Raw genomic sequence first — 25,227 nt, forward strand, 5'->3', positions numbered from 1 at the left:
CGCCACTCCCCGGAGGAGGCACCCGATGCGTGCCGTCACCACCCGTCCCGCCTTCGCACTCGCCGCACTGGCCGTCGGCGCCTTCGCCATCGGCACCGGCGAGTTCGTGATCATGGGCCTGCTGCCCGACGTCGCCGGCGGGCTCGCCGTCGACATCCCCGACGCGGGCCGGTTGATCTCGGCCTACGCGGTCGGCGTCGTCGTGGGGGCCCCGCTGCTGGTCGCGGCGGCGAACCGGTTCCCGCGCAAGCACGTCCTCATCGGACTCATGTCCGGCTACGCCGCGTTCAACGTGCTGTCCGCCGTCGTGCCCGGCTACCTGCCGGTGCTCGCCGCACGGTTCCTCGCCGGGCTGCCGCACGGCGCCTTCTTCGGGATCGGCGCCGTCGTCGCGGGCGGGCTCGTGAGCGCCGACCGCCGGGCCCGCGCGATGGCGACGATGTTCGCCGGGCTGACCCTGGCCAACGTCGCGGGCGTCCCGGTCGGGACCCTGCTCGGCCAGCAGCTCGGGTGGCGGCCGGTGTTCGGCGTCGTCGGGGTGATCGCCGCGGTCGCCGCGCTGGCCGTCGCCGCCTGCGTCCCCGACGTCCGCGACGCCACCCCGGTGCGCCTGCGCGCCGAGCTGCGCGCCCTCACCCACCGTCCGGTGTGGACGGCGCTGCTGGTCGCGACGGTCGGCGGGGCCGCGCTGTTCAGCACCTACAGCTACATCACGCCGATGCTGGTCGAGGTCGCCGGTTTCACCCCGACCGAGGTCACGCTGCTGCTCGCGTTGTTCGGCGTCGGCATGACCGTCGGGAACCTGGTCGGCGCCCGCCTGGCCGACATCGCGACCATGCCGACGATCTACGGCGCACTCGTCGCCGACGCCGTCGTCGCGTTGCTGTTCGTGCCTGCCCTGCAGAACCAGGCGACCGCGGTCGTCGCCCTGTTCGCCTTCGCCGTGACGACGTTCGCGCTGGTCCCGGCGGTGCAGCTGCGGATCATCAGCGGCGCCGGTGACGCGCCGAACCTGGCCTCGGCGGCCAACCAGGCCGCCTTCAACGTCGCCAACGCGATCGGGGCCGCGCTGGGCGGCATCGTGATCGCGGCCGGGTTCGGCTACGCCTCGCCGAACGTCGTCGCGGCCGGGCTGGCCGTGGTCGGGCTGGTCGTCGCGGTGCTGGCCGGGCGTGGGGACCGGACGGCGGCGTCCCGGGCGCGCGCGGTCGCCGCGGCGGTGTGACGGGGTTCAGTGCCCGGCGCGACGCAGCGCCTCGGCGAACACCTCGGTGATGGCGGCGTAGCCGCGGTCGTTGGGGTGGAACCGGTCGGAGGCGAGCTTGCCGCGCCAGTGCCGCGTCCGCGGGTCCCGCAGCTCGGCCAGCACCAGCCCGCGGCGCCGCACGGCGTCGTCGATCAGGCCGTTGACCTGCACCGCCGCGGCGAAGGTGCCCGGCTGGTTGCCGACGACCGTGCCGCGCGGGAGCCGGTCGAGCAGGGCCGCGTACCGGCTCCCGACGCCCTCCTGGTGCTTGGGCTGCATCAGGTCGTTCGACCCGATCAGGCACAGCAGCAGGTCCGGGTGCAGCCGCAGCGCCGCCGGGAGCTGTGCGTCGAGGACGTCGTCGACGCGGGCGCCGTACTGGGACAGGTTGACCGTGCGCCAGCCCGGCAGCAGCCCGACCAGCTGCCCGAACCAGCCGCACTCCGGGGCCGACGCGCCGACGCCCTGGGCCATCGAGTCGCCCAGCGCGACGCACAGCGGCCCGGTCCGGGCGAGCTCGGTGCGGTTGCGCTGCTCCCAGTACGCGGCGTAGGGCTCGATCTGCTGCTGCACCCGGCGGATCGCGGGCACGAACCGGGACACCGCGGTGATCACCCGGCCCGGCGGGCGCCCGGTCCGGTTGGAGAAGCCGAGATCGCCCGCGTCGGTCACGTCCCCAGTGAAGCAGAGACCGTCATCGCACCGTCGTCTCCCCGTGCGCGATCCGCGCGGTCAGCGGGGTGTCGGGGAACGACCGCAGGCTCCGCTTGAGCTCGGCGAACCCGGGCCAGGTGGCGAGGGTGTACGTCGCGTCCCACAGCCGCAGCGCGTCCTCGCCGAACGGCACGGAGTCGATCACCGGCCCGAACAGGGCCGGCCCGTCCGGCGGAGAGAACGACAGGATCGGGGTGCCGACGTCGTCGCCGCACCGCCGCCGGGCCTCCGCCACGTTCGCGGCGAGGCCCTCGTCGAGGTCGGTGCCCGTCGCGGCGTCGGCCAGGGCAGGGTCCAGGCCGAGGTCCTCCAGCACCGGACGCAGGTCCCGCTGCTGCGCCATGACGCGCATGACCGGGTCGAAGCCCTCGCCGTCGGGTGCGGGGGAGTCCCACACCAGCTCGCCGAACCGGGTGTAGAGGTCCCCGACGACCCCGGGACCCGCCACCGCCTCGGCCGCGGCGATCACCCGCAGCATCTCCAGGCCGCGGAGGTGGGAGTCCGGGTAGGACTCCGAGACCTTCCGCCGCTCCTCGTAGGAGATGCCCTCGTTCAGCATCGCCAGCGGCAACGGGCGCCAGTGCACCGCCAGCTCGCGACGACGGCCCACCTCCACCACCCAGCGGGACGTGACCCAGCAGAACGGGCAGATCGGGTCGAAGAAGAACTCGATGTCGTCGCTCATCCCACCGGGTACCCGTTCGGGGTGCCTGCAGTGCCGCGCAGGCGCGACGGGGCCCGACCCGCGACGGACCGCTCCGGACCACACGGCCCGGCGTGCGTCGGCGCTCCCACGGAGATCGACCTACGGTGGGTCCATGACGACCGTGGCACTGCTGGGAACCGGGATCATGGGCGCCGGGATGGGGCACAACATCCTCGCGGCCGGGCTGGACCTGCGGGTCTGGAACCGGACCGCGGCGAAGGCGCAGCCGCTCGCGGACGCGGGCGCGGCCCTGCACACCGATCCGGCCGACGCCGTGCGCGGCGCCGACGTGGTCGTGACGATGCTGGGGGACGCCGACGACGTCACCGCCGTCCTGGAGCAGGCCGCCGGCGGTCTCGCGCCGGGCCAGGTGTGGCTGCAGACGACCACCGTCGGCGTCGAGCCGTTCGACGGGCTCCGCGCGATCGCCGGGCGCCACGGCCTGACCCTGCTCGACGCGCCGGTGCTCGGCACCCGAGCGCCCGCCGAGTCCGGGCAGCTCGTCGTGTTCGTCGCCGGCGACCCCGCGGCGCGTCCGGTCGTCGACCCGGTGCTCGACGCCGTCGGCAGGCAGACCGTCTGGGTCGCCGAGGACAACACGACCGCCCAGGCGAGCCGGCTCAAGCTCGTCGCCAACAGCTGGGTGCTGGCGATCACCGCAGCGACGGGGGAGTCCGTCGCGCTGGCCCAGGGACTCGGCGTGGACCCGCAGGCCTTCCTCGACGCCGTCTCCGGCGGTCCGCTGGACCTGCCCTACCTGCAGAACAAGGCGAAGGCGATCCTCGACGACGACTTCACGCCCAGCTTCACCGTCGACAACGCGGCCAAGGACGCGGGCCTGATCGTCGCCGCGGCGGAGGCCTCGGGCACCCGGCTCGACGTCGCGCCCGCGGTGCGGGACCGGTTGCGGCGGGCGTCGGAGCGCGGGCACGGCGGCGACGACATGGCGGCCGCCTACAAGGCGTCCTGATCAGCGGGCGCTGATCACCATCCGCTGATCAGGGCCTGCTCAGGTTCCTCTCAGAGCCGTCGGCGAGACTGGCGCCCATGCGCATTCTGGTGGTCGACGACGACAAGGCGGTCCGTGACTCGCTGCGTCGTTCGCTGGCCTTCAACGGCTACCAGGTCGACCTCGCCGAGGACGGCCAGGTCGCGCTGGACAAGATGCTCACCGACCGGCCCGACGCGCTCGTCCTGGACGTGATGATGCCGCGCGTCGACGGGCTGGAGGTGTGCCGGCGGTTGCGCAGCGCCGGCGACGCGCTCCCGATCCTCGTACTGACCGCCCGCGACGCGGTGTCGGACCGGGTCGCCGGGCTCGACGCCGGCGCCGACGACTACCTGCCCAAGCCGTTCGCGCTGGAGGAGCTGCTCGCCCGGCTGCGGGCGCTGCTGCGCCGCCGCACCCCCGACGCCGACGGCGACGCGGGCACCAGCCCCGCGCTCACCTTCGGCGACCTGTCGCTGGACCCCGACACCCGCGAGGTGTCCCGGGGCGGACGGCCGATCAGCCTCACCCGCACCGAGTTCTCGCTGCTGGAGCTGTTGCTCGCGCACCCGCGCCGGGTCCTGACCCGCGCCCAGATCCTCGAGCAGGTGTGGGGCTACGACTTCCCGACCAGCGGCAACGCCCTGGAGGTCTACGTCGGCTACCTGCGCCGCAAGACCGAGGCCGAGGGCGAGCCCCGGCTGATCCACACCGTGCGCGGTGTCGGCTACGTCCTGCGGGACTCCCCGCCGTGACCCAGCTGCTCCCGCCCGACGAGGAGCGGGCCGAGCGCTGGTGGCGCCGCGGGCCCGCGGCCGAGCCGGACCGCGAGCGGTTCACGCTGCGCGCCCGGATCGGGGTGCTCGCCGCACTCGTCGCCGCCGCGATGGTGCTGCTCGTGTCCGCCGCCGCGTTCCTCGTCGTGCGCCAGAACCTCACCAGCTCGCTGGACGAGACGCTGCGCCAGCGCGCCTACGCCGCGGCGCAGAGCGACCTGATCGACCCGCGGCTGCTCGCCGCGCTCCCGCCCGACGTGCTCGGCGCGGCCGACCTGCACATCGCGCTCGTCTACTCCTCGGGCGTCGCGACCTCGGCGGACGAGTCGTCACGGCCGCCGCTGGGCGAGCCGGAGATCGAGGTCGCCCAGGGTGGGCCGACCCAGCCGGGCCGCACCGCCGAGCTCGACGGCGTGCCGTACCGGATCGTCGCGGTCCGGGCCGGGGACGGCCGCGCGCTGGTGCTGGCCCAGCGGCTCGACACGATGACCCGGGTGGTGACCCGGATGGGCACCGCGCTGCCGATCGTCGGGCTGGGTGGGGTCGTGCTGGCCGCGCTCGCCGGGGTCGCCGTCGCCCGGACCGGGCTGCGGCCGGTGCTGCGGCTGACCGCGGCGACCGAACGCGTGGCCAAGACCGGTGACCTGCGCCCGATCCCCGTCTCCGGGTCCGACGAGCTCGCCCGGCTCACCCAGTCGTTCAACACGATGCTCGGCGCGCTGGCCGCGTCGCGGGAACAGCAGCGCCGGCTCGTCGCCGACGCCGGGCACGAGCTGCGCACTCCGCTGACCTCGCTGCGCACCAACCTGGAGCTGCTCGCCTCCGCCGACCGGCCGGACACCCCCGATCTGCCCGCGCAGGACCGCACCGAGCTGCTCGACGACGTCCGCGCCCAGGTCGAGGAGCTGTCCCACCTCGTCGGGGACCTCGTCGAGCTCGCCCGCGACGACGCCCCGACCATGACCAGCGAGGCACTGGAGCTCACCGAGATCGTCGACCGCGCCCTGGACCGGGTGAAGCGACGCGCGGGGGAGGTCGAGTTCGACGTCCACCGCACCCCGTGGATCCTCGACGGCGACGCCAGCGCCCTCGAACGGGCCGTGCTGAACCTGCTCGACAACGCCGTGAAGTGGAGCCCGCCCGGCGGCACGGTGCGGCTGTCGATGGTGCCGATCTCGCCGGAGTGGCTGGTCATCGAGGTGGCGGACGCGGGTGACGGGATCGCCGCGGAGGACCTGCCGCACGTGTTCGACCGCTTCTACCGGGCCGACACCTCGCGGACCATGCCCGGCTCCGGGCTGGGACTGTCGATCGTCGCGCAGGCGGCGGCACGGCACGGCGGAGAGGTGCGGGCCGGGCGCGCCCCGGAGGGCGGTGCGCTGCTCTCGATGGCCCTGCCGGGCCGGTACGTGGCGGAGCCGGACAGCCCATAGCCTGGTGTGACACGACGTGACACAGCGGTGACACGACGGACGGAGACGACGGACGGTGGACGCATGACCCAGGACAACCCGCCCGACGAGCCGACCCGCACCGGAGCGGGGACGTCCGGCGGGGCCTCCGGGGACGCGGCCGGCCGCGAGGGCGGGCCCTCCGCCACCGCGGGAGCGGCCGGGTCCTCCGGCGACGCCGCCCCGGAGCAGGACGGGCCACGGTCGTCGTCGGGGTCCTCCGCCGACGGGTCCGCGACGGACGGGGTCACCGACGCTCCGGCCACCGGCTCGCCGGGCGCCGCCGGGGACGGCGCCGGAGCGGGCCCGGCCGGCGACACCGCCGCGGCCGGCGCGGGCGGCGAGCCGGCGACGACGTCCGCGACGTCCGCGACCGCCGACGGCGACGCGTCCACCCGGTCCGGCACGACCGCCGCGACGACCGCGGCCGGGGCGTCGCCCGCCGTCCCGGCGGACGAGGACGCCACCCCGCACCACGACCACGGCCCCGACACCGAGGCCGTCTCCACCCAGGACCCGCCCACCGACCGCTGGGCCGTGCCCGCCAACCCGTGGGCCCGCCCCGGTTCCACCGCCGCGGACGCGCCCGTCGCGGGCTCCGACGGTGCCGCGCCCGACGCGGCCGCCCCGGACACCCCGACCGACACGACGCCGGTGCCTGCGGACGGCACCCGGGAGCTCCCGGCGCACCCGGACGCGACCGGCGCGGCCGCCCCCGGCGAGCCTGCCCCGCCCCCGTGGGCGGTCGGTGCGCCGCCCGCACCGCGGCGCCCGCCCGGCCGCGGCCGCCGGGGTGTCGTCCTGGTCGCGGCCGGGCTGCTCGTCGCGCTGGTCGCGGGTGCCCTCGGCGGCCTGATCGGCGCGCGCCTCGCAGGCGGGCCGGGGGGCGCGGTGCCGTCCGGCTCGGTCGAGGCCGTCGCCGAGAAGGTGCTGCCCGCCGTCGTGCAGATCCGCGTCGACGGCGGCGCGGGCAACGTCGGTGACCGCGGCGAGGGCTCCGGCATGATCGTCGGCAACGACGGCCTGATCCTCACCAACAACCACGTCGTCGCCCCGGCGGCCCAGGGCGGCACGCTGCGCGCGGTCCTGCAGGACGGCCGCACCGCCATCGGCACCATCGTCGGGCAGGACCCGCAGTCCGACATCGCGCTCGTGCGCACGGACCTGCCGGGCCTGAGCACGGTCGAGCTCGGCGACTCCGACCGCGTCCGGGTCGGTCAGCAGGTCACCGCGTTCGGGTCGCCGCTCGGGCTCGGCGGGTCGGTCACCACCGGCATCGTCTCGGCCGTCGACCGGGCCGTCGGCATCCCCGCCGAGTCGGGCGCGCCGGGGGCGAGCGACACCGTGCTGAACGCGATCCAGACCGACGCCGCGATCAACCCCGGCAACTCCGGGGGGCCGCTGGTGGACTCCGACGGCCGGGTCGTCGGCATCAACTCCGCCATCGCGACCGCCGGGCCGGGCGGCGGCTCGATCGGCGTCGGCTTCTCCATCCCGATCAACCAGGCCCGCCGGATCGCCGACCAGCTGCGGGGCGGCGGCAAGGCCACGCACGCCGTGCTCGGCGTGACCGTCGGCAACGACCCGCAGCTGCGTGGCGCGGTGATCCAGGAGGTCACCCCGGACGGCGCGGCCGCGAAGGCCGGGCTGCGCCTGCAGGAGATCGTCGCCCGGCTCGGCGACCAGCGGATCACCACCGGCACCGATCTGCAGGCCGCGGTGCGGTCGCAGCCGCCGGGCAGCGTCGTCCAGCTGGACGTCGTCGACGCCGGCGGGGCGACCCGGACGGTCGAGGTGACACTGGGCGAGCAGTGAGGGCCTGCCCGGGTGCAGTCCGTCCGACCGGACGGGGCCGGGTGGGTGGCGCGCACCGCACGTCGTTGACGGGTGAAGAACCGGCGTGATGGGGTGTCCCCGTATTCGGTGGTGCCCCACCGAATACGCCCGGAGCGTCGTGTCGGTGCCGGTCCCCCCTCCCCGCACCGGCACGGCCTCCCCCGGGGCCGTGTCCCGGCCGACGCTAGGGTGACCGCCATGGAGATGTCGGGTCCGCAGATCGGCCGTGCCCTCGTGGTGATCGTCGACGACCGGGTCAGTGCGGGTGAGCGGTCCGACGGCACCGGGCCGCTGGTCACCGAGCTGCTGGAGGAGGCCCACTTCCTCGTCGACGGCGTGGTCTCGGCCCCCGGCGACGTGGTGGCCATCCGCAGCGCGCTGAACACCGCCGTGATCGGCGGCGTCGACCTGGTGGTGACCGTCGGCGGCACGGGCGTGTCGCCCCGTGACGTCACCCCGGACGCCACCACCGGTGTCCTCGACCGGCCGGTGCCGGGGATCGCCGAGGCCATCCGCGCCTCCGGCCTCGCCGCCGGTGCGGTCGACGCCGGGGTGTCCCGTGGGGTCGTCGGCGTCTCGGGCAGCACGCTGGTGGTCAACCTGGCGGCGTCCCGCGCCGCCGTCCGCGACGGCATGGCGACGCTGACCCCGCTGGTCCCGCACGTCATCTCGGAGCTCTCCGGCCTCGACGACTGACCCCTGCACGACGGACGGGCCCCGGCGGATCGCCGGGGCCCGTCCGTGCGCGTGGGCTCAGTTCGCCGGGGGCACCGGCGGGACGCCGCCGTCGTCCTTGCGCTCCGGCGGCACCGGCGGGACGGCGGGCGGCTGCTGCGACGCGGCCGGGTTGCCCTGCGGCGCCAATGCGTCGCCCCCGGGCGGGGCGGGCGGCACCGGCGGGACGGCGTCGCCGTGCGTGCCGGCGCCGGGGGCGGCCGGGCCGGTGTGCCCGAGTGCGCCCTCGACCTTGCCCTTCACCCCGTCGATCTGCTCGGAGTACTTGCCGCCGGTGGCCTGGTCGACCTTCTCGGCGGCCTTCTCGACGAGCGGGCCCGCCTTCTCCTTGGCCTTCTCCAGGTGCGGGCCGGCCTGCTCCATCGCCTTGTCCAGGTGCGGCTTCGCCTTCTCGATCGCGTTCTCGGCCGCCTCGCGTGCCTTGTCCAGGAACCCCATGAGCGGTCCACCTCTCCTGTCGTCGCCCGGGTGCCCGGGCGGATGCGTACGGCTGACCCCATGGTGTCACCCGGACGCGTCGTCGTGGGGCGTCACGGGCACGGCACGGCACGGTGACGCGGGATCGGTGTCCACCTGCGCCGCCCGCGCACGGCACCATGGGGCCATGAGCGAGCCCGCGGACCGGATGCGCCGACGGATCGAGGAGATCTTCGGTGACGACCCCTCGACCACCGCCGACGAGCGGGCCGACTACGGCGCCGCCGACGAGCGCGACACCGCGGACCCCGACCGCTGGTTCACCGAGAACCGCCCCCCGCACCACGGCGGCTGACCGCCCGGAGCGCGCTCAGAGACCGAGGGCCGCCCGTACCGCCGGGACGGCGCGGCGCGACACCGGGATCCGTTCGGCACCGGCCCGGTCGGTGCCCACCGTCATGCCGTCCGGTCCGCGGTGCACCGTCCGGACCCGCGCGGTGTTCACGAGGTGCCCGCGGTGCACCCGCAGGAAACCGGCGGGCGCCAGCTCGCGGGCCAGCCGGTCGATCCCGCGGTGCGCGGCCCGCAGCACGCCGAGGTCGGTGACGAGCCAGACGTCGTGGCCGTCGGCGCGGGCGTGCCGGACGTCGTCGCAGGCCAGCAGGTGCAGCCGCCCGCCCCGCCCGACCGCGGCGACCCGGTCCGGCGCGACCCCGCCGGCGGCCGGCGGTGGGGCCGGCAGCACGTCGTCGGTGACCGACCCGGTGCGGTCGGCGACGGCGAGGAAGCCGACCGGGCCCGCGTCGCCGGGCACCGGGCGCAGCCGGAACGCCAGCGGCTCCGCACCCCCCGCGGCACCGACGACGACCGTCCCCGACCAGGTGTCGTCCCCGCAGGCCCGGACCAGCGCGGGTGCGACGGCCCGGCCCAGCGCCCGCCCGCCGTCGGAGCGGGGGAGCAGACCCCGCCGGCAGGCCGCGGCGTTCGCCGCGACGACCCGGCCGCCGCCGTCGAGCGCGAGCAGCGGCCGCCGTTCGCGCCGGTCCAGGTCGACGAAGGCGCCCGCCAGCACGGCGCTGGAGCGGGCCGCGGCGTCGCACAGCACCCGGAGTGCGGGGCCGGTCGCGAGGAGCAGGTCGTCGGGGCGGACCGGCAGGCAGCGGCCCCGGGTGGAGACGGTCAGCGCCGCCACCGCCGTCCCGAGCACCGGGTCGCACACCGCCGTCGAGACACAGCTGCGGTCGTGCAGCGCCGAGCTCCAGTGCTCCGGCCCCCGCACACAGACCGCCCGCGGGTGGGCGAGGGCGGTCCCGGCGCCGTTGGTCCCGGCCCGCGCCTCGGCCCAGATGCTGCCCGGGGCCGCGGCGGACCCGCCCGATCCGCGCGCCGCCCACGAGGCCAGCACCCGGCCGTCGCCGTCGGTGACGGCGGCGACGCACCCGTCGTGCCGGCCGGCGATCCCCGCGGCGACGGCGCCGAGCATCGTGAACACCGAGGCGTGCTCCCGGCGGTAGACCGCGTCGTCCCGGGCGGGGGCGTGCACCGGTGCCAGCGGGTCGAGCCGGTGGAGGTCCCGGCAGCGCAGCCAGGACAGCGCGATCGACAGCGGCACGTCCGCGGGCACCTCGTCGCCCGCCGCGAAGCGTTCCCACGCGTTCCGGGTGCGGGTGAAGGCCGCCGAGCCGTCCCGGTCGGGCATCAGCGCACCCCCGGGACGGTGCCGATGCCCTCCATGGATCGCGTGAAGGGGAGCGGGTCGCCGTCGGCGAAGACGTCGGGCGTGTAGCCGGGGTCGGTCATGACCCCCCAGGTGCGACGGCGCTGCATGGCCAGGTTGCCGGCGTCGTAGAGGGGGAAGACGGCGGCCTCGCGGTAGAGGCGCTCCATCGGGAACCGGCGGTCCAGGGCGTTCACCCCGACCACCCGCATGCAGTCGTTCACCACCTGCGTGACGAGCTCGGTGCAGAACGTCTTCGACATCCCGGCGAGCGCCTGGCCCTGCCCGTCGTGCCGGTCCAGGTAGTGCGCGGCCTTCCAGCACAGGTAGCGGGCCGCCTCGATCCGCGCCGCGACGTCGGCGAGCAGGTTCCCGACCGCCTGGTGCTCGATGACCGGGGCCGAGCCGCCGCCGGTGAAGGTACGCGCCCACTTGAGCGTGAACTCGAAGGCGGCCCGCGCGACGCCGACCGCGGCGATCCCGGCGATCGGACCCGACCAGGTGAAGGCCCGGTTGACCAGCAGGTCCCCGTCGCCGTGGGCGAAGACGTTCTCCTCGGGGACGCGGACGCCGCGGAAGGTCATCGTCACGTTCTGGCAGGTCCGGTGGGCCAGCTTGTCGATCACTTCGAACGACAGCCCCGGCGCGCCCCGCTCGACGACGACGGCGCTCAGTGCCGAGGTCCCGCCCGCCGTGCGGTCGGTCCGCACGATGCAGACGGTCAGGTCGGCGCCCTGCAGGTCCCAGCCGCCCGCGTTGCACGGCCAGTGCTTCTCACCGTGCAGGACGTACTCGCCGCGGGCGCGGTCGTGGGTGGCGACGAGCTGGACACCGGCCCGACGGTCGGGGTGGTCGAAGTTCGCGGTCCCACCACGCTCGCTCACCGCCCAGCCGGCCAGGAACCGCCCGGTGGGGTCGCCGGTCGCGCGCCGGATCCACCGGTCGCGCAGCTCGTCGGGGGCGGCCCAGAGCAGCGGCTTGAGCGCCAGGCCGTTGACGAGCAGCGTCGTCGCGAAGCCGGGGTCGACCGCGCACAGCTCCTCGACCGCGACCAGGAAGTCCACCTGGGACAGCCCGCCACCGCCGAGCTCGCGGGGCAGGAACAGTGTGGTCAGCCCGGCGGCGTAGGCGGCCTCGTAGGCCGGGCGGGTCGCCCGGAACGCCTCCTGCGGGTCGGGCAGCGCCTCGGCCCGCTCGACGACCGGGCGCAGCACCTCCCGGGCGAACTCGCGGGCCCGGCGCTTCAGGTCGCGCTGGGAACGGGAGAGCGTGAAGTCGACGGCCATCGGGCACCTCCTGCCGGTCCGGTCACCGGGAGGAGCCGGACCCGTGGCCGCGGAGGCCGGTCCCGGTGAGCTCGAGGGATCCGCGCAGCCCCAGGTCGTTGTCCGCGATCTGGTCGAGGGTCGCGGCGTCGAGGACGGCGAAGTAGGCGTCCAGCGCCTCGGAGAAGACGTTGCGGGCCCCGCACACCCCCGCGATCCGGCAGTAGCGCGCCGGCCCCAGGCACTCGACGACGGCGAAGTCGCCCTCCATCGCCCGCATCACCGCCCCGACCGTGATCGACGACGGCCGTGCGGCCAGCCGCACACCGCCGCCCCGCCCGCGCGAGGTCGCGACGATCCCGGCGGCGGCGAGCCGCTGGACGACCTTCTCCAGGTGGTGGCGGGAGACGCGGTGGGCGTCGGCGATCTCGCCGACCGAACCCCGCCCGTCCGGGGCGACCCGGAGGTACATGAGGACACGGAGGGCGTAGTCGGCGTGGCTGGTGTGTTTCACGGGCGCGTGCGCTCCTCGTCGCCGGGGGACCGGAAGCAGTATTCGATCTACCGGTTACAGCTGCGTTTCCCCAGGTGAAGCTCGTGTGGCAGGTGCCGGGACGGCGTCGCGAACGGGCCTGTCGAGGCGGGTGAGGGTGTCGCGTGACCGCTGGTGACAGGGCCCGTACCGCTCGTGCCACAGGGCTTCCGTCGGGCGCGGCCGCGGTCCGATCGTCGGCGGCCACCGGGTCCGTTCCGAACCGGTACACCCCGTACCGGTTCCGCCCGGTGCCGTCCCCGATCCCGATGCGAAGGGAAGCGCCATGCCTGTCGACTTCACGTTGTCCGACGAGCAGCGCAAGCTGCAGCACGACGTCCGAGCGTTCTCCGAGAACGTCCTCCAGCCCGTCGTCGCGGCGGCGGACGCCGAGCCCGACCCGCTCGAGGGCTTCCGGATGACCAAGGGTGCCTACGTCGAGGCGTACAAGGCGGGCATCGCCATGTGCATGCTGCCCGCCGAGTACGGCGGCGGCGGGGTCTCCTGCGTCGACCTGGTCATCGCCGCCGAGGAGATCTGCGCGGTCGACCCCGGCTTCGCCTGCACCGTGCTCTGCAACGGCCTCGGGCTGATGCCGATCGCCTGGTACGGCAGCGACGAGCAGAAGGAACGCATCCTGCGGGCGGCCACCTCCGACCCGACCGGCACCTACCTCGGCGGGTGGACGGCGAGCGAGCCGCCGGGCAACCCGGGCGGCACCGCGAACTTCGACATCCCGCTGCCGCGACCGGCCGGCGTCGGCCTGACCGCGGTCCGCGACGGCGACCACTTCGTCGTCAACGGGCGCAAGTACTGGCCGTCGTCGGCCGGATGGGACGAGACCGGCACGAACGCCGGCACCCTCATCGTCCGGACCGACCCGGAGGCGGGCGGCACCGAGGGGCTGTCCGCGCTGATCCTGGAGGGGGACACCCCCGGTGTGACGTTCCGGCACCTCGACAAGATCGGTCACCGGCTCGCGTCCAACGCCGAGATCGTGTTCACCGATGCCCGGATCCCGGTCGAGAACCTCCTGCCGGGTGCCGAGGGCAACGGCGACCTCGTGATCAACCGGAACTTCGCCTGGTCCGGCCCGGTCGCGGCGATCGCCGCCGTCGGCATGGCCCGCACCGCCTACGAGACCGCGCTGGAGTTCGCCCGCAACCACACCGCGGGCGCCCTGAAGCCGATCATCGAGTTCCAGAACGTCGGCTACGTGCTCGGCGACGTCGCCTCGAAGATCGAGATGGCGCGGTACTTCTGCTGGCGTGCCGCGGACTACCTGGACAAGCACGACCAGCACGCCGAGCTGGTCGGCGCGATGAACAAGATCCAGGTGACCGAGCTGATGATCGACTGCGTCTACAAGTGCATGCAGATCGTCGGCGTCAACAGCCTGGAGACCGCGAACGGCTTCGGCAAGCTACTGCGCGAGGTCGCGGTGCTCCCGATCTACGACGGCGGCAACATGGGCATGCAGCGCCGCCGCGTGCACGGCATTCTCGCCGACCCGCTGTTCAACCCGCGGGCGATCATGGACGACGAGATGGTCGTCTTCGGCAAGCAGCACGAGTCGATCGGCACGATCGCCGGCTGAGGCCCGGCGCCACCGGGGCTCAGCGCAGGGTGACCGTGACCTCGCCGGCCAGCGTCGCCGCGGCCACCGCGGTCGCCTCCGCCTCGGGCAGCGCGACCAGCACCAGCGGTCCCGGGTCCGCCCGCGCCCCGGCGGCCCCGGGGGCGGGTGGCAGCACCGCCACCACCCCGGCCCGGGCGGCCAGCACACGCGCGCCGTCCGGGCCGCCCGCCACCACGTCCACCCGGGAGCCGGGGGACAGCAGCGCGGCCACCGCCGGATCGGCCGGGCGCAGCGGCACCGCCGAGGCGCCCGGCCCACCGGTGACGACGGCGAGCGCGGACCCGACCAGCCGCAGCTCGCCGATCGGCTCGCCCGCGGTCACCGGTCCGGCGAGCAGCCGCCCGGCCACGGCGTCGGGCACGGTCAGGGCACCGGCGGGGGCGAGGTCGGGTGGCCAGGAGGCCACGACGACGTCGGCCGGGCCCAGCGCCGTGCCGGGGGCGAGGTCACGGGCCGCGACCAGTACCGGGACCCGCTCGTCACCCGCGGCGGGGAGCAGCGCCACGACCACGGCCGCGACCGCGAGGGCGCCGGCCAGCACCCGGCGGGCCAGCAACGCCCGTGACCAGGAGGGCCGCCGCAGCAGCCGGTCCCACGGGCGGTCCGCCCGCTGTGTCTGCTCCGCCATGGCCGCCCCTCCGCCGTCGTCGTACCGACGCTAGGGCGGGACACGGCCGGTGACGGGCCGATCCACCGGCCTGTGGACAACCCCGGCCGGTTGTGGACGGATCAGGAAGCGGCGGCCTTCGAGGAGGAGGTGCCGGCCGAGCTCGACGAGGAGCTCGACGAGGACGAGGAGTCCGAGGAGGAGGAGCTCGACGAGGACGAGGAGTCCGAGGACGACGAGCTCGACGAGGAGCTGTCGGACTTCGCCGACTCCGACGAGGACCCGGACCCGCTGCTCACCGAGCCCGAGCGGGAGTCGGTGCGGTAGAAGCCGCTGCCCTTGAACACGATGCCCACCGAGGAGAAGACCTTGCGCAGCTTCCCGCCGCAGTTCGGGCAGGTGCTGAGGGCGTCGTCGGAGAACGACTGCACCGCCTCGAAGCGGTGGTCACACGCGGTGCATGCGTACTGGTAGGTCGGCACAACATCCTCCGGACGAACTGGGGCGGTGCCCGCCCGCGGGCTGGCACTCGGCGAGAGCGAGTGCCAGCATACTCCGAGGCGACGGTCGCTCCGACCCGTCCACACGGTCAGGGCGAGAGATGCACCACCCCGTCCCGGGGGAGGACGACCGCCCCCACCGCGACGTCGTGGTCCTCGGCCGGGACGTCGTCGAGCAGCTCGCCGTCGTGCAGCGGGACGACCAGCAGGGCGCCGGGCGCGGCGAGCGCGAGCGTCCGGTCGTAGAAGCCGCCGCCGCGACCCAGCCGTCGCCCGCGCCGGTCGACGGCCAGCGCGGGCACCACCACCAGGCCGGCCGACGTGAGCGCGGCGGGCCCGAGCCGGGGACCGGTCGGCTCGACGACCCCGAGCGGCCCGGGGGCCAGGTCGTCCGGGCCGCGGTAGACCGTCCAGTCCAGCGGGCCCGGCGCGTCCGGGACCACCGGGGCGAGGACCTCGTGACCGGCGGCGACCAGCGCGTCGGGCAGCGACGGCACACCCGGTCCCGCACCGCCGGGTTCGGTGCCGATCGGCAGGTAGCAGGCCACCGGGCCGGGTGTCGCGGTGGCGAGCGCGCACAGGTGCTCCGACAGCGCGGCGGTCGTCGCGGCCCGGTCGGCGACCGGGCGCCCGCGACGGGCCGCCAGCAGCGTGCGCCGCAGCGACCGCTTGGCGTCAGCGGCTCGTCCACCCTGATCAGGCGACGATCCACCCCTGTCCTCCGCGCGAGCCGTCACGGCTCCAGGCTAGAGCTGTGGCTAGGCTCGCCGACCATGAGCGTGCAGACGTCCAGCGGCACCGGGGCCTTCCGCACCGCCGTCGTCCCGGCGGCGGGTCTGGGCACCCGGTTCCTGCCGACGACCAAGGCCGTGCCGAAGGAGCTGCTCCCCGTCGTCGACACGCCCGGGATCGAGCTGGTCGCCGCGGAGGCCGCGGAGGCCGGCGCACAGCGGCTGCTGATCGTGACCTCCCCGGGCAAGGACTCGGTCGCGGCCTACTTCCGCACCGACGACGAGCTGGTGAAGACCCTGGAGGGCCGCGGCAAGGGCGAGCTGGCGGACAAGGTCCGCCGCGCCCCCGGCCTGCTCGAGGTCGACTCGGTGTACCAGTACGAGCCCAAGGGCCTCGGCCACGCCGTCGCCCAGGCCGGCCCGGCACTGGCCGACGACGAGCAGGCCGTCGCCGTCCTGCTGCCCGACGACCTGGTCCTCCCGACCGGGGTCCTCGCCCGCATGGCGCAGGTCCGCGAGGAGCACGGCGGCAGCGTCCTCTGCGCCTTCGACGTACCGCGCGAGCAGATCTCGGCCTACGGCGTCTTCGAGGTCTCCGACACCGGGGACGACGACGTCAAGCAGGTCCACGGGATGGTCGAGAAGCCCGCCCCGGACGAGGCCCCCTCGACCTTCGCCGCGGCCGGTCGCTACCTGCTCGACCGTGCGATCTTCGACGCGCTGGACCGGATCACCCCCGGGGCGGGCGGTGAGCTGCAGCTGACCGACGCCGTCGCGCTGCTGATCTCCGAGGGGCACCCGGTACACGTCGTCGTGCACCGCGGCGGGCGCCACGACCTGGGCAACCCCGCCGGGTACGCGCGGGCCTACGTCGACTTCATGCTGCAGCACCCGGAGTACGGCGAGGACCTGCGGACCTGGCTGAACGAGCGACTGAAGGACTGAGAGTGCGCACGGTCACCGATCACCTGTCCCGCATCCTGGACGTGGCGGTGCGCCCGGCCCCCGTGCGCGTCGCGATCACCGACGCGCAGGGGCTGCGCAGCGCCGAGGAGGTCGTCGCGGCGCGTCCGCTGCCGGTCTTCGACCAGGCCGCGATCGACGGCTACGCGGTGCGCAGCGTCGACGTGGCCGGGGCGACCGACGCCTCCCCGGTCACCGTCCCGGTGGTGGGCGAGATCGCCGCCGGGTCGCGTCAGCCGCTGCGGCTGCAGCCCGGCCAGGCCGTCCGCGTCGCGGCGGGGGCGCCGCTGCCGACCCTCGCCGACGCCGTCGCGCCGCTGGGGTGGACCGACGGCGGCACCGCGCGCCTCACGATCCGCCGCGGCGTGCCGTCGGCCGGCTTCGTGCGCCGGGTGGGGGAGGACGTCCAGTCCGGTGACGTCGCCGTCCGCGAGGGCGACGTCGTCGGCTCGGCCCAGGTCGCGATGCTCGCCGCGGCGGGCCGGGACAAGCTGCTGGTGCACCCGCGGCCGCGGGTCTCGGTCGTCTCGGTCGGCGACGAGCTGGTGGAGGTGAGCCGCTCGGCGTCGTCCGGGCAGGTCGCCGACGTCTGCTCGCACGCCGTGGTCGCCGCCGCCCGCGAGGCGGGCGCGGAGACCAACCGGCCCCGTACCGTCGGCGGCAGCGCCGCGGAGATCCGTGGCGCCGTGGAGGACCTGCTGCCGGCGTCGGAGATCGTCGTGGTCTGCGGCGCGGGCGGTGGGACGACCGCGGCCGAGGCCAAGAGCGGGCTGGCCGACCTCGGTGGCATCGACGACACCCGCGTCGCGATGCACCCCGGTTCCGCGCAGGGCTACGGCCGGCTCGGCCCGGACGCCGTGCCGGTGTTCCTGTTCCCGTCGCACCCGGCGACCGCGCTGGTGCTGTTCGAGATGTTCGTCCGGCCGCTGATCCGGCTGGCGCTGGGCCAGGAGCCGATGCGGCGCACCTGGACCGCCCGGCTGACCTCCCCGATCGTCTCCCCGGCCGGGCGCCGGTCCTACATCCCGGCGCGGCTGCTGCGCTCCGACGACGGCGGCGAGCTGCTCGCCCAGCCGCTCGGTGTGTCGGGCACCCACCTGCTGGCGGTGCTGTCCGAGGTCAACGCGCTGGCGGTCATCGACGAGGACGTGACCGAGATGACCGTCGGTGAGCACGTCGAGCTGGTTCCCCGCGGGCGGAACTGAGCCGCGTGCCGCCGTCCGCCGTCCCCGAACCGCCCGGCGGTCACCCCGGCTGGCCCGCCGTCCTCGGACCGCTGCGGGTGCGCGGGCACGAGGTGGGGCTGCGCCCGGTGCGGCTGCGCGACGGCGGTGACTGGGCCCGGATCCGGGTGCGCGACGAGCAGTTCCTGCGTCCCTGGGAGCCGACGACCTACGGCGGGTGGTCCCGCCGCAACTCCGGGGTGGAGTGGCCCGGCCGCTGGTGGCTGCTGCGCGGGGCCGCCCGGCGCGGGCTGTCGCTGCCGTTCGCGATCACCGTCGACGGCGCGATGGCCGGCCACGTCATGGTCGGCAACGTCGTGCGGGAGCCGCTGCTGTCGGGCTACGTCGGCTACTGGCTCGACTCGACCCTGGGCGGGCGCGGGATCACCACCGCGGCCGTCGCTCTCGTCCTCGACCACTGTTTCGGCCCGGTGCGGCTGCACCGCGTCGAGGCCACGGTCCGCCCGGAGAACGTGGCCAGCATCGCGGTGCTCGCCCGGCTCGGGCTGCGCCGCGAGGGACTGCTGCAGCGCTACCTCGACGTCGACGGCGCCTGGCGCGACCACTACGCCTACGCGGTGACCGCCGAGGAGGTCCCGCCGGGTGGTTTCGCGGCCCGGCTGGTGCGGGACGGACGCGCCTCGCGGGCCTGACCCTGCGCAGCGCCCATACCTCGCCTGATCACTCACCGGAGTCACACGTGTACCGCACGTCCCTGGTTTCGCACCCTCCGTCCGAGGGACCACGGCGCGTCGCGACCCGGGTGCGGAGGTCCGCCCGATTACGGTGATCGGTGGTGGCGCGGATCGGGGCCGTTCCACCGGGTGGACTGCGCCGGTCGGGGGAGGAGGCAGCCGTGCCCAGCTCTCTGATCTTCGTGGGTCTGGTCGTGCTCTGGCTGCTGATCCTCGTTCCGACCGTCGCCCGGCGCCAGCAGGAAGTGGCCCGGCTCAGCCCGGCGCTGCTGTCCGGGCGGGTGCTGGAACGTCCCGCGCGGCATCGACACCCGGAGGTTCTTGTGACACAGCGATCCGGTCCGACCACGGTCGGCGAGCTGGCGGAGGCGCGGGACGACGTCCCCGCTCCCCGTGAGCGCTCCGACGAGGCCGACCAGTACGCCTACGACGACGTCGAGGACACCGAGATCGACGACGAGGGCCGGGTCCGCGGCCCCGGAGACGTCGACCACGACGACCACCTCGTCGGCCACGACGACGACGCCGATCCCGACGAGCGGGTCCGGGCGGACCGGGAGCGCGACCCCCGGCCCGACGACGACCACGAGCCCGCCGGGCCCGTCGACGCCGACGACGAGCACGGGACCGACGCCGAGCGCCTCGACGAGGTCGACGAGGTCGACGAGGTCGACGAGGAGGGCTGGTCCCGCCCGCCGGCCCGCTACCGCCCCGGCCGCGGGGGCTTCGACCCCGAGGCCGCCGCCGCGGCCGCGCACGCCAAGTACGCGTTCCGCCAGCGCGTCGTGCTCGGTCTGCTGGTCCTGCTGCTCGCCGCCGGCGCGGCCGCGCTGCTGGTCTCGACGGTGTTCTGGTGGGTCACCGGTGTCGTCGGCGCCGGCCTGGTCGGCTACCTGACCTATCTGCGCCGCCAGGTCCGCATCGAGGAGGGCATCCGGGCCCGCCGCGCCGCACGCCTGGCCGGCACCCGGCAGTCCCCGGCCGCCGACGACCCCGAGCTCGACGAGTGGGCCCACCGCGGCCGCGACGCCTCCGCCGAGGAGCGGGCCGACGACGAGATCCGCGCGACCGCCGCCACCGTCACCACGGGCACCGACGAGGACGACGACTGGACCGCCGACGACGGCGAGCCCACCCGGGTCCGCGGCACCGGCGAGCCGCTGGGTGTGCTCCCGGCCCGCGGACGCACCGTCGAGGGGCCCGTCGGGACCGAGCACGAGTCGTCGCTCCCGCGTCTCGCCGCGGCCCCGCCGCCGCCGGTCCCGGCCGGGACGTCGCTGGTCGACGTGGACGCCGAGGAGGAGCCCGACGAGTTCGACACGGGCACCCCCCACCGGCGTGCGGTGGGCGAATAGGGGTCTGTTAGGGTTCTTCAGGTCAGCCCGCGAGGGCGGGCCTGAGACACCTGGGGCTGTAGCGCAGTTGGTAGCGCGTCTCGTTCGCATCGAGAAGGTCAGGGGTTCGATTCCCCTCAGCTCCACCATCACACGGCCGGACCCGACGGGTCCGGCCGTTCGTCGTTGCGGGGTCCCGGTCGCTGCGGATGCACCGGGATATCGAGAGATCCTCTCGTCAATCGTGACGATCTTCGTGGAACGGCGGCCGTCCCGCCTGGATCCGCGTGATCGCGAACCGCATACTCGTCCGGGTGACCGAATCCCCCGACGGTCGTCCCCTCGACTCCCCGGAACTGTTCTGCCGCGACTTCGCCGCCGTGCTCGACGCGCGCGGCGTGTCCGTCCGTGAGGCCGCCGAACGCTCGAACTGGAGCAAGAGCGCGATCGGGAACGCCCGCACCGGACCCCGCCTGCCCCGCGCCGACCTGGTGACGACGGTGCTCGCCGCCGTGGGCGTTCCCGCGCCGGAGGTGCGGGAGTGGGCGCGTCGGCACGCGGCGCTGGCCGCGGCCCCCGCAGCCCCCTCGTCGCCCACCACGGCTCCGGCGACGCTCTCGGCGACCGTCTCCGCGGACGTCGCGGCACCGGCGATGGGAGCGCCCGCGGCCCGGGACGCGACGGAGACCCCGCGAACAGGCGGGACGGAACCGACGAGCGCGGCCGCCGGGGGGACGGAACCGGCGAGCGCCGGGGCCCCGAGGGGGCGTACGGCGCGGGCGGTGGTCGTCGCCGTCCTGGCCACGGCCCTGGTCGCGGGCGGTGCCGGCTGGCTCGCCGCCCGGGCCCTCGGAGCGCCGGCCGCGGCGTCGGCGGGGCCGGCCGTCGTCACGGTGCAGAACAAGGTCGCGCTCGGCGCGGAGGACCTCGTCGAGGACTCCGGGCCCGCCTACCTGTCGTCACGGGCGATCGCGTTCTGCGGCTCCCGGGGCTGCAAGGAGGACGGCACCGACGTCGTCAGCGGGGCGCTGCTGCCCGCGACCTGCACGGTCGTCGGCGAGCGGATGTGGAACTACAACCGCGACTCGCCCGCCGCGCACAACCCGCACCGGGTCGAGTCCGCGCTCTGGTACCGCGTGAGCTGGCCCGACGGGCGCTCCGGCTACCTCTCGGAGGTGTACCTGGATCCGGGGTCCCGTGGCGGGCTCGGACTCCCGGCCTGCGGTTGACGTCACCCTCACGGCCTGGACCTTCCCGTGGGTACGGGCCGTGACGAAGGGCGCCGAGGTCCCGCAGTCCGGCGAGGACGGCATCGACCTGGAGGCCGTCGCCGCGAGCAGGCCGGACGTGATCATCGCGATCTACGAGGACATCGACGAGGACATGTACCGCACGTTGTCCGCGATCGCGCCGACCGTCGTGCAGTCGGCGGCGTACCCGCCGGAGAAGACCCCGTGGGACGTGCAGCTGCTCACCACGGGGAGGGCCATCGGCCGGGAGGACCTCGCCGAGCAGCGCGCCGCCCAGGTCCGGGACCGGATCGCCGCGGTCCGCGCCGCCCACCCGTCGTTCGCCGGGAAGGTGCTCGTCGAGGACTTCGGTCCGGAGAACGGCGGGCACTACCTGATCCCCGCGGGCGACCCGCGGCGCGCGCTGTTCGACGCGCTCGGGTTCGCGACGCAGGAGCACTCCGGCGACGTGAGCGAGGAACGGCTGGACCTGCTCGACCGCGACGTGCTGTTCGTCAACGGCGCGACCGAGCAGCAGATGACGGCGTCGGTGCCGTTCGCCCGCCTCGGCGTCGTCCGCGAGGGCCGCACGCTCTACACGACGTTCTCCGACCCCCTGGGCGGCGCGCTGTCCTACGGCGGCCCGGACGCGCTGCTCCACGCGATCGACCGGCTGGAACCGCAGCTCGCCGCCGCGACGACCCGCTGACCGTCAGGCGGTGTGGGTCAGGGTCGCGGCGACCCCGGTCGCCGCGACCAGCACCAGCACCTCCACCGCCGCCCACACCAGCACCGGCAGCCGCCCGGCGCGCAGCCGGGCCCGCGTCACGCCGCCCAGCGCGGCGGCGCAGGCCAGCAGCACGACCTTGGTGAGGAGGACCGCGCCGTAGGCCGTCGTGACCAGGTCGGTGGGGGAGGACAGCCGCGCGGTGGCGGCGAGCAGCCCGGTCACCCCCAGCACGATGACGGCGGCGAGCGCGAGCCGGGAGAACCGGGGCACCGCGACGGTGCGCACGTCGGCGTCGCGGGCGGTGACCAGCAGCGCGCCGAGCCCGCCCACCCACAGCAGCGCCGCCGCGACGTGGGCGACGACCGCCGGCACCGCGTACGCCGCGACCGTCGACGCCGCGGTGTGTCCGGTCGCCGCGGGCGCCGCCGCCGCGACGACGACCACCACCAGAGCCAGCACCGCGGGCCCCGGACCGGCGCCCGGCCGGGCAGGCCGCGACCCGGCGACGCCGACCAGCGCGAGCACCGCGGCCAGCGCCACCACCTGGCCGGTCCCGGCACGCGGACCGGCCAGGAACTGCAGCAGGTCCGGGCCGCGCACGTCGGCGAGCCCGCGCCCGGACACGACCGCGCCCCGGACGAACGTCTCGACCAGCAGCACCCCGAGCCAGAGCGGCGCGACGGTCGTCAGGACCCGGTCGGCGCCGGGAACCCGGTCGGGGGCGAGCAGCGCGACCAGCGCCGCACCCGCCGCGACCACCGCGGCCAGGTCCGCCGCGGGCCGTGCGACGGTCTGGGCCAGGTCGAGCGCGACGCCGTCCGGCCCGATGCCACCGGTGACCCCGGCGACGACGACCGCGGCCCCCACCAGCACCGCGACCCACCCGGCGACCGCGGGCGCGGGCTCGCGGACCGGGTCGCCCAGGACGCCGCCGCCGGGGAAGGTCCCGTCGATGGTCAGGCCCGCGACCGGCGCAGCGCGAACACGGCCCCGGCCCCGATCACGACGACGGCGAGCACCACCCACGGCCAGACCGGGGCGCCGCCGTCGTCGGCCGCGGTGGGGACGGTCCGGGGCGCGGTCTCCGGTGCGGCGGCCGTCGGGGCCCCGGAGGCGGGCGCCGGGGTGGTGGCGGCCGCACCCGGCCCGGGGGAGGTCAGGGTGAACGGCACCGTGCCCGAGACGGGGTGGCCGTCGTCGGAGACCACCCGGTAGGTGACCGTGTAGGCGCCGGCCGCACCGAGCGGGCGCAGCGGCACGGTGAGGGTGTCGCCGTCGCCGGTGGCGGGGCCCGCCGCGTAGTCGGTGCCGCCGGGGCCGGCCACCGAGACGGTGGCGTCGGCGGCCGCGATGTCCTCGGAGAACGTCAGCGACACCGATGTCGGCGCGGCGCCGACCTGCGCGTTCGCGGCGGGGCTGCTGGACTCGAGCTCGGTGTGCGCCCAGGCCGGTGCGGCCCCGGCGACGAGGGCGAGGAGCACGGCGGGGAGGGCGACCGCGAGGCGGCGGAGAACGGGGCTCACGCCGGGTTGGTCGTCGCACCGCCCGCCGGAGTTCCGGGCGTCACCCGGACGGAGCAGATCAGCGCCAGGACGGCAGCCACAGCTCGGCCTGCCAGTGCGCCGCGGTGATCGGGTCGCCGACCAGGATCGGCCACAGCCACACGAAGTTGACCCCGATCAGCGCCACCCACGTCGCGACGACGAGCAGCCCGTTGCGGCGACGGCGCGCGCTCATCCGCGAGTGGCCCAGCATCTGCCCCATCGCCAGCACGACGCCCAGGACCAGGAAGGGCACCACCGGCATCATGTAGAAGAAGTACATCTGCCGGTCGATGTTGAAGAACCACGGGACGAACCCGGCCGCGTAGCCGACGAGCACCGCCGTCCACCGCCAGTCGACCCGGGTCACCGCCCGCCACAGCCCCCAGAGCAGCACCGGGATCGCCGGCCACCACAGCGCCGGGGTGCCGATCAGCATCACCGCGGAGACGCAGTCGGTCTCCCCGCAGCCGGTCGCGTCGTCGGCGTAGCGGTAGAGCATCGGCCGCAGCCCCATCGGCCAGGTCCAGGGCTTGGACTCCCACGGGTGCGCCCCGGCGGACTGGGTCGTCAGGTTCTCGTGGAAGGCGAGGACCTGGCCGTGGTAGTACCAGAGCGACCGCAGCGCGTCGGGCACCCAGGCGAACGCCCCGCCGGTGCCGATCTCCCGGCCCACCTCGTGGCGGTCGATGCCGGTCTCGCTGCCGAACCACGCCCACCAGGACCCGACGTAGGTCAGCACCGGGATCAGGACGAGCGCCCACAGCGCGGGGGCGACGTCGCGCACCATCGTCCCCACCCACGGCCGGGCGACCCCGGCGCGGCGGCGCACCGAGACGTCCCACAGCACGCACAACAGCCCGAACGCGGCGATGTAGTAGACGCCGTTCCACTTCACCGCACACGCCAGTCCGAGCGAGACGCCCGCGGTCAGCCGCCACCAGCGCACACCCCAGCGCGGGCCCCACACGGTGTCGCCGACCCGCCCCTCGGCGACGACGCGCGCCATCCGGGCGCGGACGTCGTCGCGGTCGGCGAGCAGCGCGGCGAACGCGGCCACCACGAACAGCGCGGAGAAGACGTCGAGCATCCCCATCCGCGACTGCACGTGCGACAGCCCGTCGGCGCACAGCAGCAGCCCGGCGAGCCCGCCCAGCGCCGTGGAGCGGGTCAGGCGCCGTCCGGCCCGGACGACGAGCAGCACGGTGAGCACCCCGGCCAGCGCGGCCGAGACCCGCCAGCCGACGCCGTCGTAGCCGAAGACCATCTGGCCCAGCGCGATCAGCTGTTTCGCCAGCGGCGGGTGGACGATCTTCTCGTAACCGGGGTTGCTCTCCACCCCGCCGTTGCGGACCATGTCCCAGGCCTGCGGGACGTAGTGCTTCTCGTCGAACACGGGGGTGCCGCGGTCGGTGGGCTCGCCCAGGTCGTAGAACCGCAGCAGCGCCGCGACCAGCACCACGCCCGCGGTGACCAGCCAGCCCGTCAGCCGGTCCGAGGGTGGCGGCGCGCCGAGCCGCGCGGCCGGGCCGGGATCGGCGCGGCGCAGCGGTGGCGGGGTGCCCCGCGGGGTCAGACCGGGTTCGGGTGCCGCTCCGGCGACCCGGCTCCCGGCATCGGCGCTCGTGGTGGCCATCGCGTCCGATCGTAGG

At 75.6% G+C, this 25,227-nt stretch carries 26 protein-coding genes and 1 tRNA gene; 15 read left to right on the forward strand and 12 right to left on the reverse strand.

Annotation, left to right across the window (positions count from 1 at the left end; genetic code table 11):
- The first annotated feature begins 25 nt into the window (after nt 1–25).
- A complete protein-coding gene (locus MTO91_RS03760; protein ID WP_476653811.1) occupies nt 26–1,225 on the forward strand; it encodes an MFS transporter in 1,200 nt (399 codons plus the stop codon).
- A 6-nt stretch (nt 1,226–1,231) separates the two neighbouring features.
- Here MTO91_RS03760 and MTO91_RS03765 read toward each other — a convergent pair whose 3' ends face one another.
- Both MTO91_RS03765 and MTO91_RS03770 read right to left on the reverse strand, forming a co-directional pair.
- A complete protein-coding gene (locus MTO91_RS03765; RefSeq protein ID WP_253068904.1) occupies nt 1,232–1,918 on the reverse strand; it encodes an SGNH/GDSL hydrolase family protein in 687 nt (228 codons plus the stop codon).
- A 22-nt stretch (nt 1,919–1,940) separates the two neighbouring features.
- Nucleotides 1,941–2,645 (reverse strand): mycothiol-dependent nitroreductase Rv2466c family protein, encoded by a 705-nt coding sequence (locus tag MTO91_RS03770; protein WP_251787041.1) that lies wholly within the window; start codon nt 2,643–2,645, stop codon nt 1,941–1,943.
- A gap of 142 nt (nt 2,646–2,787) precedes the next feature.
- Between MTO91_RS03770 and MTO91_RS03775 the strand changes: the two genes are divergently transcribed.
- The 5 genes from MTO91_RS03775 (at nt 2,788) to MTO91_RS03795 (ending at nt 8,413) form a co-directional block, all read left to right on the forward strand.
- Entirely contained in the window at nt 2,788–3,636 is an 849-nt protein-coding gene (locus MTO91_RS03775; protein ID WP_476654801.1) for an NAD(P)-dependent oxidoreductase, read from the forward strand.
- 77 nt (nt 3,637–3,713) lie between these two features.
- Nucleotides 3,714–4,409: a response regulator transcription factor gene (locus MTO91_RS03780; RefSeq protein WP_476653812.1), complete on the forward strand. Its 696-nt coding sequence runs from the start codon at nt 3,714–3,716 to the stop codon at nt 4,407–4,409.
- 5 nt (nt 4,410–4,414) lie between these two features.
- The gene (locus MTO91_RS03785; RefSeq protein WP_235975300.1) at nt 4,415–5,863 is read left to right on the forward strand and encodes a sensor histidine kinase; all 1,449 of its coding nucleotides are present in this window, start codon (nt 4,415–4,417) and stop codon (nt 5,861–5,863) included.
- A 63-nt stretch (nt 5,864–5,926) separates the two neighbouring features.
- Nucleotides 5,927–7,696 (forward strand): S1C family serine protease, encoded by a 1,770-nt coding sequence (locus MTO91_RS03790; protein ID WP_476653813.1) that lies wholly within the window; start codon nt 5,927–5,929, stop codon nt 7,694–7,696.
- 225 nt (nt 7,697–7,921) lie between these two features.
- Nucleotides 7,922–8,413 carry a MogA/MoaB family molybdenum cofactor biosynthesis protein gene (locus MTO91_RS03795; protein ID WP_373324192.1) on the forward strand — a complete coding sequence of 164 codons (492 nt, stop codon included), beginning with the start codon at nt 7,922–7,924 and terminating at the stop codon, nt 8,411–8,413.
- A 57-nt stretch (nt 8,414–8,470) separates the two neighbouring features.
- Here the strand turns inward: MTO91_RS03795 and MTO91_RS03800 are convergent, their stop codons facing one another.
- Nucleotides 8,471–8,890 carry an antitoxin gene (locus tag MTO91_RS03800; protein ID WP_208823188.1) on the reverse strand — a complete coding sequence of 140 codons (420 nt, stop codon included), beginning with the start codon at nt 8,888–8,890 and terminating at the stop codon, nt 8,471–8,473.
- Nucleotides 8,891–9,056: 166 nt separating this feature from the next.
- Here MTO91_RS03800 and MTO91_RS03805 point away from each other — a divergent pair, with 166 nt between their 5' ends.
- Nucleotides 9,057–9,224 (forward strand): hypothetical protein, encoded by a 168-nt coding sequence (locus MTO91_RS03805; protein ID WP_167379102.1) that lies wholly within the window; start codon nt 9,057–9,059, stop codon nt 9,222–9,224.
- A 15-nt stretch (nt 9,225–9,239) separates the two neighbouring features.
- Here the strand turns inward: MTO91_RS03805 and MTO91_RS03810 are convergent, their stop codons facing one another.
- From MTO91_RS03810 to MTO91_RS03820, 3 genes are read right to left on the reverse strand one after another with little or no spacing between them, the layout of a single operon-like run.
- The gene (locus tag MTO91_RS03810; protein ID WP_476653814.1) at nt 9,240–10,568 is read right to left on the reverse strand and encodes a LytTR family transcriptional regulator DNA-binding domain-containing protein; all 1,329 of its coding nucleotides are present in this window, start codon (nt 10,566–10,568) and stop codon (nt 9,240–9,242) included.
- Complete coding sequence (locus MTO91_RS03815; protein ID WP_251787045.1) at nt 10,568–11,872, reverse strand: acyl-CoA dehydrogenase family protein; 1,305 nt, start codon at nt 11,870–11,872, stop codon at nt 10,568–10,570. The genes MTO91_RS03810 and MTO91_RS03815 overlap by 1 nt, the downstream gene beginning before the upstream one ends.
- Before the next feature lie 22 nt (nt 11,873–11,894).
- The gene (locus MTO91_RS03820) at nt 11,895–12,365 is read right to left on the reverse strand and encodes an RrF2 family transcriptional regulator (protein ID WP_476653815.1); all 471 of its coding nucleotides are present in this window, start codon (nt 12,363–12,365) and stop codon (nt 11,895–11,897) included.
- A 304-nt stretch (nt 12,366–12,669) separates the two neighbouring features.
- Between MTO91_RS03820 and MTO91_RS03825 the strand changes: the two genes are divergently transcribed.
- The gene (locus MTO91_RS03825; protein ID WP_251787046.1) at nt 12,670–13,980 is read left to right on the forward strand and encodes an acyl-CoA dehydrogenase family protein; all 1,311 of its coding nucleotides are present in this window, start codon (nt 12,670–12,672) and stop codon (nt 13,978–13,980) included.
- A gap of 19 nt (nt 13,981–13,999) precedes the next feature.
- On the opposite strand, the gene MTO91_RS03830 is transcribed toward MTO91_RS03825, so the two are convergent.
- The 3 genes from MTO91_RS03830 to MTO91_RS03840 form a co-directional block, all read right to left on the reverse strand.
- On the reverse strand, nt 14,000–14,650 hold the full coding sequence (locus MTO91_RS03830) for an SAF domain-containing protein (protein ID WP_476653816.1): 651 nt from the start codon (nt 14,648–14,650) through the stop codon (nt 14,000–14,002).
- Nucleotides 14,651–14,751: 101 nt separating this feature from the next.
- Nucleotides 14,752–15,111, reverse strand: coding sequence for an FmdB family zinc ribbon protein (locus MTO91_RS03835; protein WP_405419464.1), 360 nt, complete (start codon nt 15,109–15,111; stop codon nt 14,752–14,754).
- A 107-nt stretch (nt 15,112–15,218) separates the two neighbouring features.
- On the reverse strand, nt 15,219–15,866 hold the full coding sequence (locus tag MTO91_RS03840) for a 5-formyltetrahydrofolate cyclo-ligase (RefSeq protein WP_476653817.1): 648 nt from the start codon (nt 15,864–15,866) through the stop codon (nt 15,219–15,221).
- Nucleotides 15,867–15,902: 36 nt separating this feature from the next.
- Between MTO91_RS03840 and MTO91_RS03845 the strand changes: the two genes are divergently transcribed.
- The 7 genes from MTO91_RS03845 (at nt 15,903) to MTO91_RS03875 (ending at nt 22,013) form a co-directional block, all read left to right on the forward strand.
- Entirely contained in the window at nt 15,903–16,805 is a 903-nt protein-coding gene (locus tag MTO91_RS03845; RefSeq protein WP_251787050.1) for a UTP--glucose-1-phosphate uridylyltransferase, read from the forward strand.
- Between the two features lie 2 nt (nt 16,806–16,807).
- Entirely contained in the window at nt 16,808–18,028 is a 1,221-nt protein-coding gene (gene glp / locus MTO91_RS03850) for a molybdotransferase-like divisome protein Glp (protein ID WP_405419455.1), read from the forward strand.
- A 5-nt stretch (nt 18,029–18,033) separates the two neighbouring features.
- On the forward strand, nt 18,034–18,699 hold the full coding sequence (locus MTO91_RS03855; RefSeq protein ID WP_062400178.1) for a GNAT family N-acetyltransferase: 666 nt from the start codon (nt 18,034–18,036) through the stop codon (nt 18,697–18,699).
- Between the two features lie 203 nt (nt 18,700–18,902).
- Nucleotides 18,903–20,096 (forward strand): divisome protein SepX/GlpR, encoded by a 1,194-nt coding sequence (sepX, locus tag MTO91_RS03860; protein WP_405419450.1) that lies wholly within the window; start codon nt 18,903–18,905, stop codon nt 20,094–20,096.
- Nucleotides 20,097–20,148: 52 nt separating this feature from the next.
- Nucleotides 20,149–20,224 (forward strand) — tRNA-Ala (locus MTO91_RS03865).
- Between the two features lie 165 nt (nt 20,225–20,389).
- On the forward strand, nt 20,390–21,304 hold the full coding sequence (locus MTO91_RS03870) for a helix-turn-helix domain-containing protein (RefSeq protein ID WP_476653818.1): 915 nt from the start codon (nt 20,390–20,392) through the stop codon (nt 21,302–21,304).
- Between the two features lie 40 nt (nt 21,305–21,344).
- Nucleotides 21,345–22,013, forward strand: a complete 669-nt coding sequence (locus tag MTO91_RS03875) for an ABC transporter substrate-binding protein (RefSeq protein WP_476653819.1) — start codon at nt 21,345–21,347, stop codon at nt 22,011–22,013.
- A gap of 3 nt (nt 22,014–22,016) precedes the next feature.
- Here the strand turns inward: MTO91_RS03875 and MTO91_RS03880 are convergent, their stop codons facing one another.
- From MTO91_RS03880 to MTO91_RS03890, 3 genes are read right to left on the reverse strand one after another with little or no spacing between them, the layout of a single operon-like run.
- Nucleotides 22,017–23,060: a CopD family protein gene (locus MTO91_RS03880; RefSeq protein ID WP_476653820.1), complete on the reverse strand. Its 1,044-nt coding sequence runs from the start codon at nt 23,058–23,060 to the stop codon at nt 22,017–22,019.
- Complete coding sequence (locus MTO91_RS03885) at nt 22,991–23,557, reverse strand: copper resistance CopC family protein (protein ID WP_476653821.1); 567 nt, start codon at nt 23,555–23,557, stop codon at nt 22,991–22,993. The genes MTO91_RS03880 and MTO91_RS03885 overlap by 70 nt, the downstream gene beginning before the upstream one ends.
- 58 nt (nt 23,558–23,615) lie before the next feature.
- Nucleotides 23,616–25,211, reverse strand: coding sequence for a dolichyl-phosphate-mannose--protein mannosyltransferase (locus tag MTO91_RS03890; protein WP_083474529.1), 1,596 nt, complete (start codon nt 25,209–25,211; stop codon nt 23,616–23,618).
- Between the last annotated feature and the right edge of the window lie 16 nt (nt 25,212–25,227).

The organism is Pseudonocardia sp. 2-7, from assembly GCF_056341085.1.

Bases quoted from the DNA above. Each gene is read 5' to 3' on its own strand.
- MTO91_RS03760 (WP_476653811.1), top strand. From the start codon at position 26: ATGCGTGCCGTCACCACCCGTCCCGCCTTCGCACTCGCCGCACTGGCC.
- MTO91_RS03770 (WP_251787041.1), bottom strand. From the start codon at position 2,645: ATGAGCGACGACATCGAGTTCTTCTTCGACCCGATCTGCCCGTTCTGC.
- MTO91_RS03780 (WP_476653812.1), top strand. From the start codon at position 3,714: ATGCGCATTCTGGTGGTCGACGACGACAAGGCGGTCCGTGACTCGCTG.
- MTO91_RS03790 (WP_476653813.1), top strand. From the start codon at position 5,927: ATGACCCAGGACAACCCGCCCGACGAGCCGACCCGCACCGGAGCGGGG.
- MTO91_RS03795 (WP_373324192.1), top strand. From the start codon at position 7,922: ATGTCGGGTCCGCAGATCGGCCGTGCCCTCGTGGTGATCGTCGACGAC.
- MTO91_RS03800 (WP_208823188.1), bottom strand. From the start codon at position 8,890: ATGGGGTTCCTGGACAAGGCACGCGAGGCGGCCGAGAACGCGATCGAG.
- MTO91_RS03805 (WP_167379102.1), top strand. From the start codon at position 9,057: ATGAGCGAGCCCGCGGACCGGATGCGCCGACGGATCGAGGAGATCTTC.
- MTO91_RS03810 (WP_476653814.1), bottom strand. From the start codon at position 10,568: ATGCCCGACCGGGACGGCTCGGCGGCCTTCACCCGCACCCGGAACGCG.
- MTO91_RS03815 (WP_251787045.1), bottom strand. From the start codon at position 11,872: ATGGCCGTCGACTTCACGCTCTCCCGTTCCCAGCGCGACCTGAAGCGC.
- MTO91_RS03825 (WP_251787046.1), top strand. From the start codon at position 12,670: ATGCCTGTCGACTTCACGTTGTCCGACGAGCAGCGCAAGCTGCAGCAC.
- MTO91_RS03830 (WP_476653816.1), bottom strand. From the start codon at position 14,650: ATGGCGGAGCAGACACAGCGGGCGGACCGCCCGTGGGACCGGCTGCTG.
- MTO91_RS03845 (WP_251787050.1), top strand. From the start codon at position 15,903: ATGAGCGTGCAGACGTCCAGCGGCACCGGGGCCTTCCGCACCGCCGTC.
- MTO91_RS03890 (WP_083474529.1), bottom strand. From the start codon at position 25,211: ATGGCCACCACGAGCGCCGATGCCGGGAGCCGGGTCGCCGGAGCGGCA.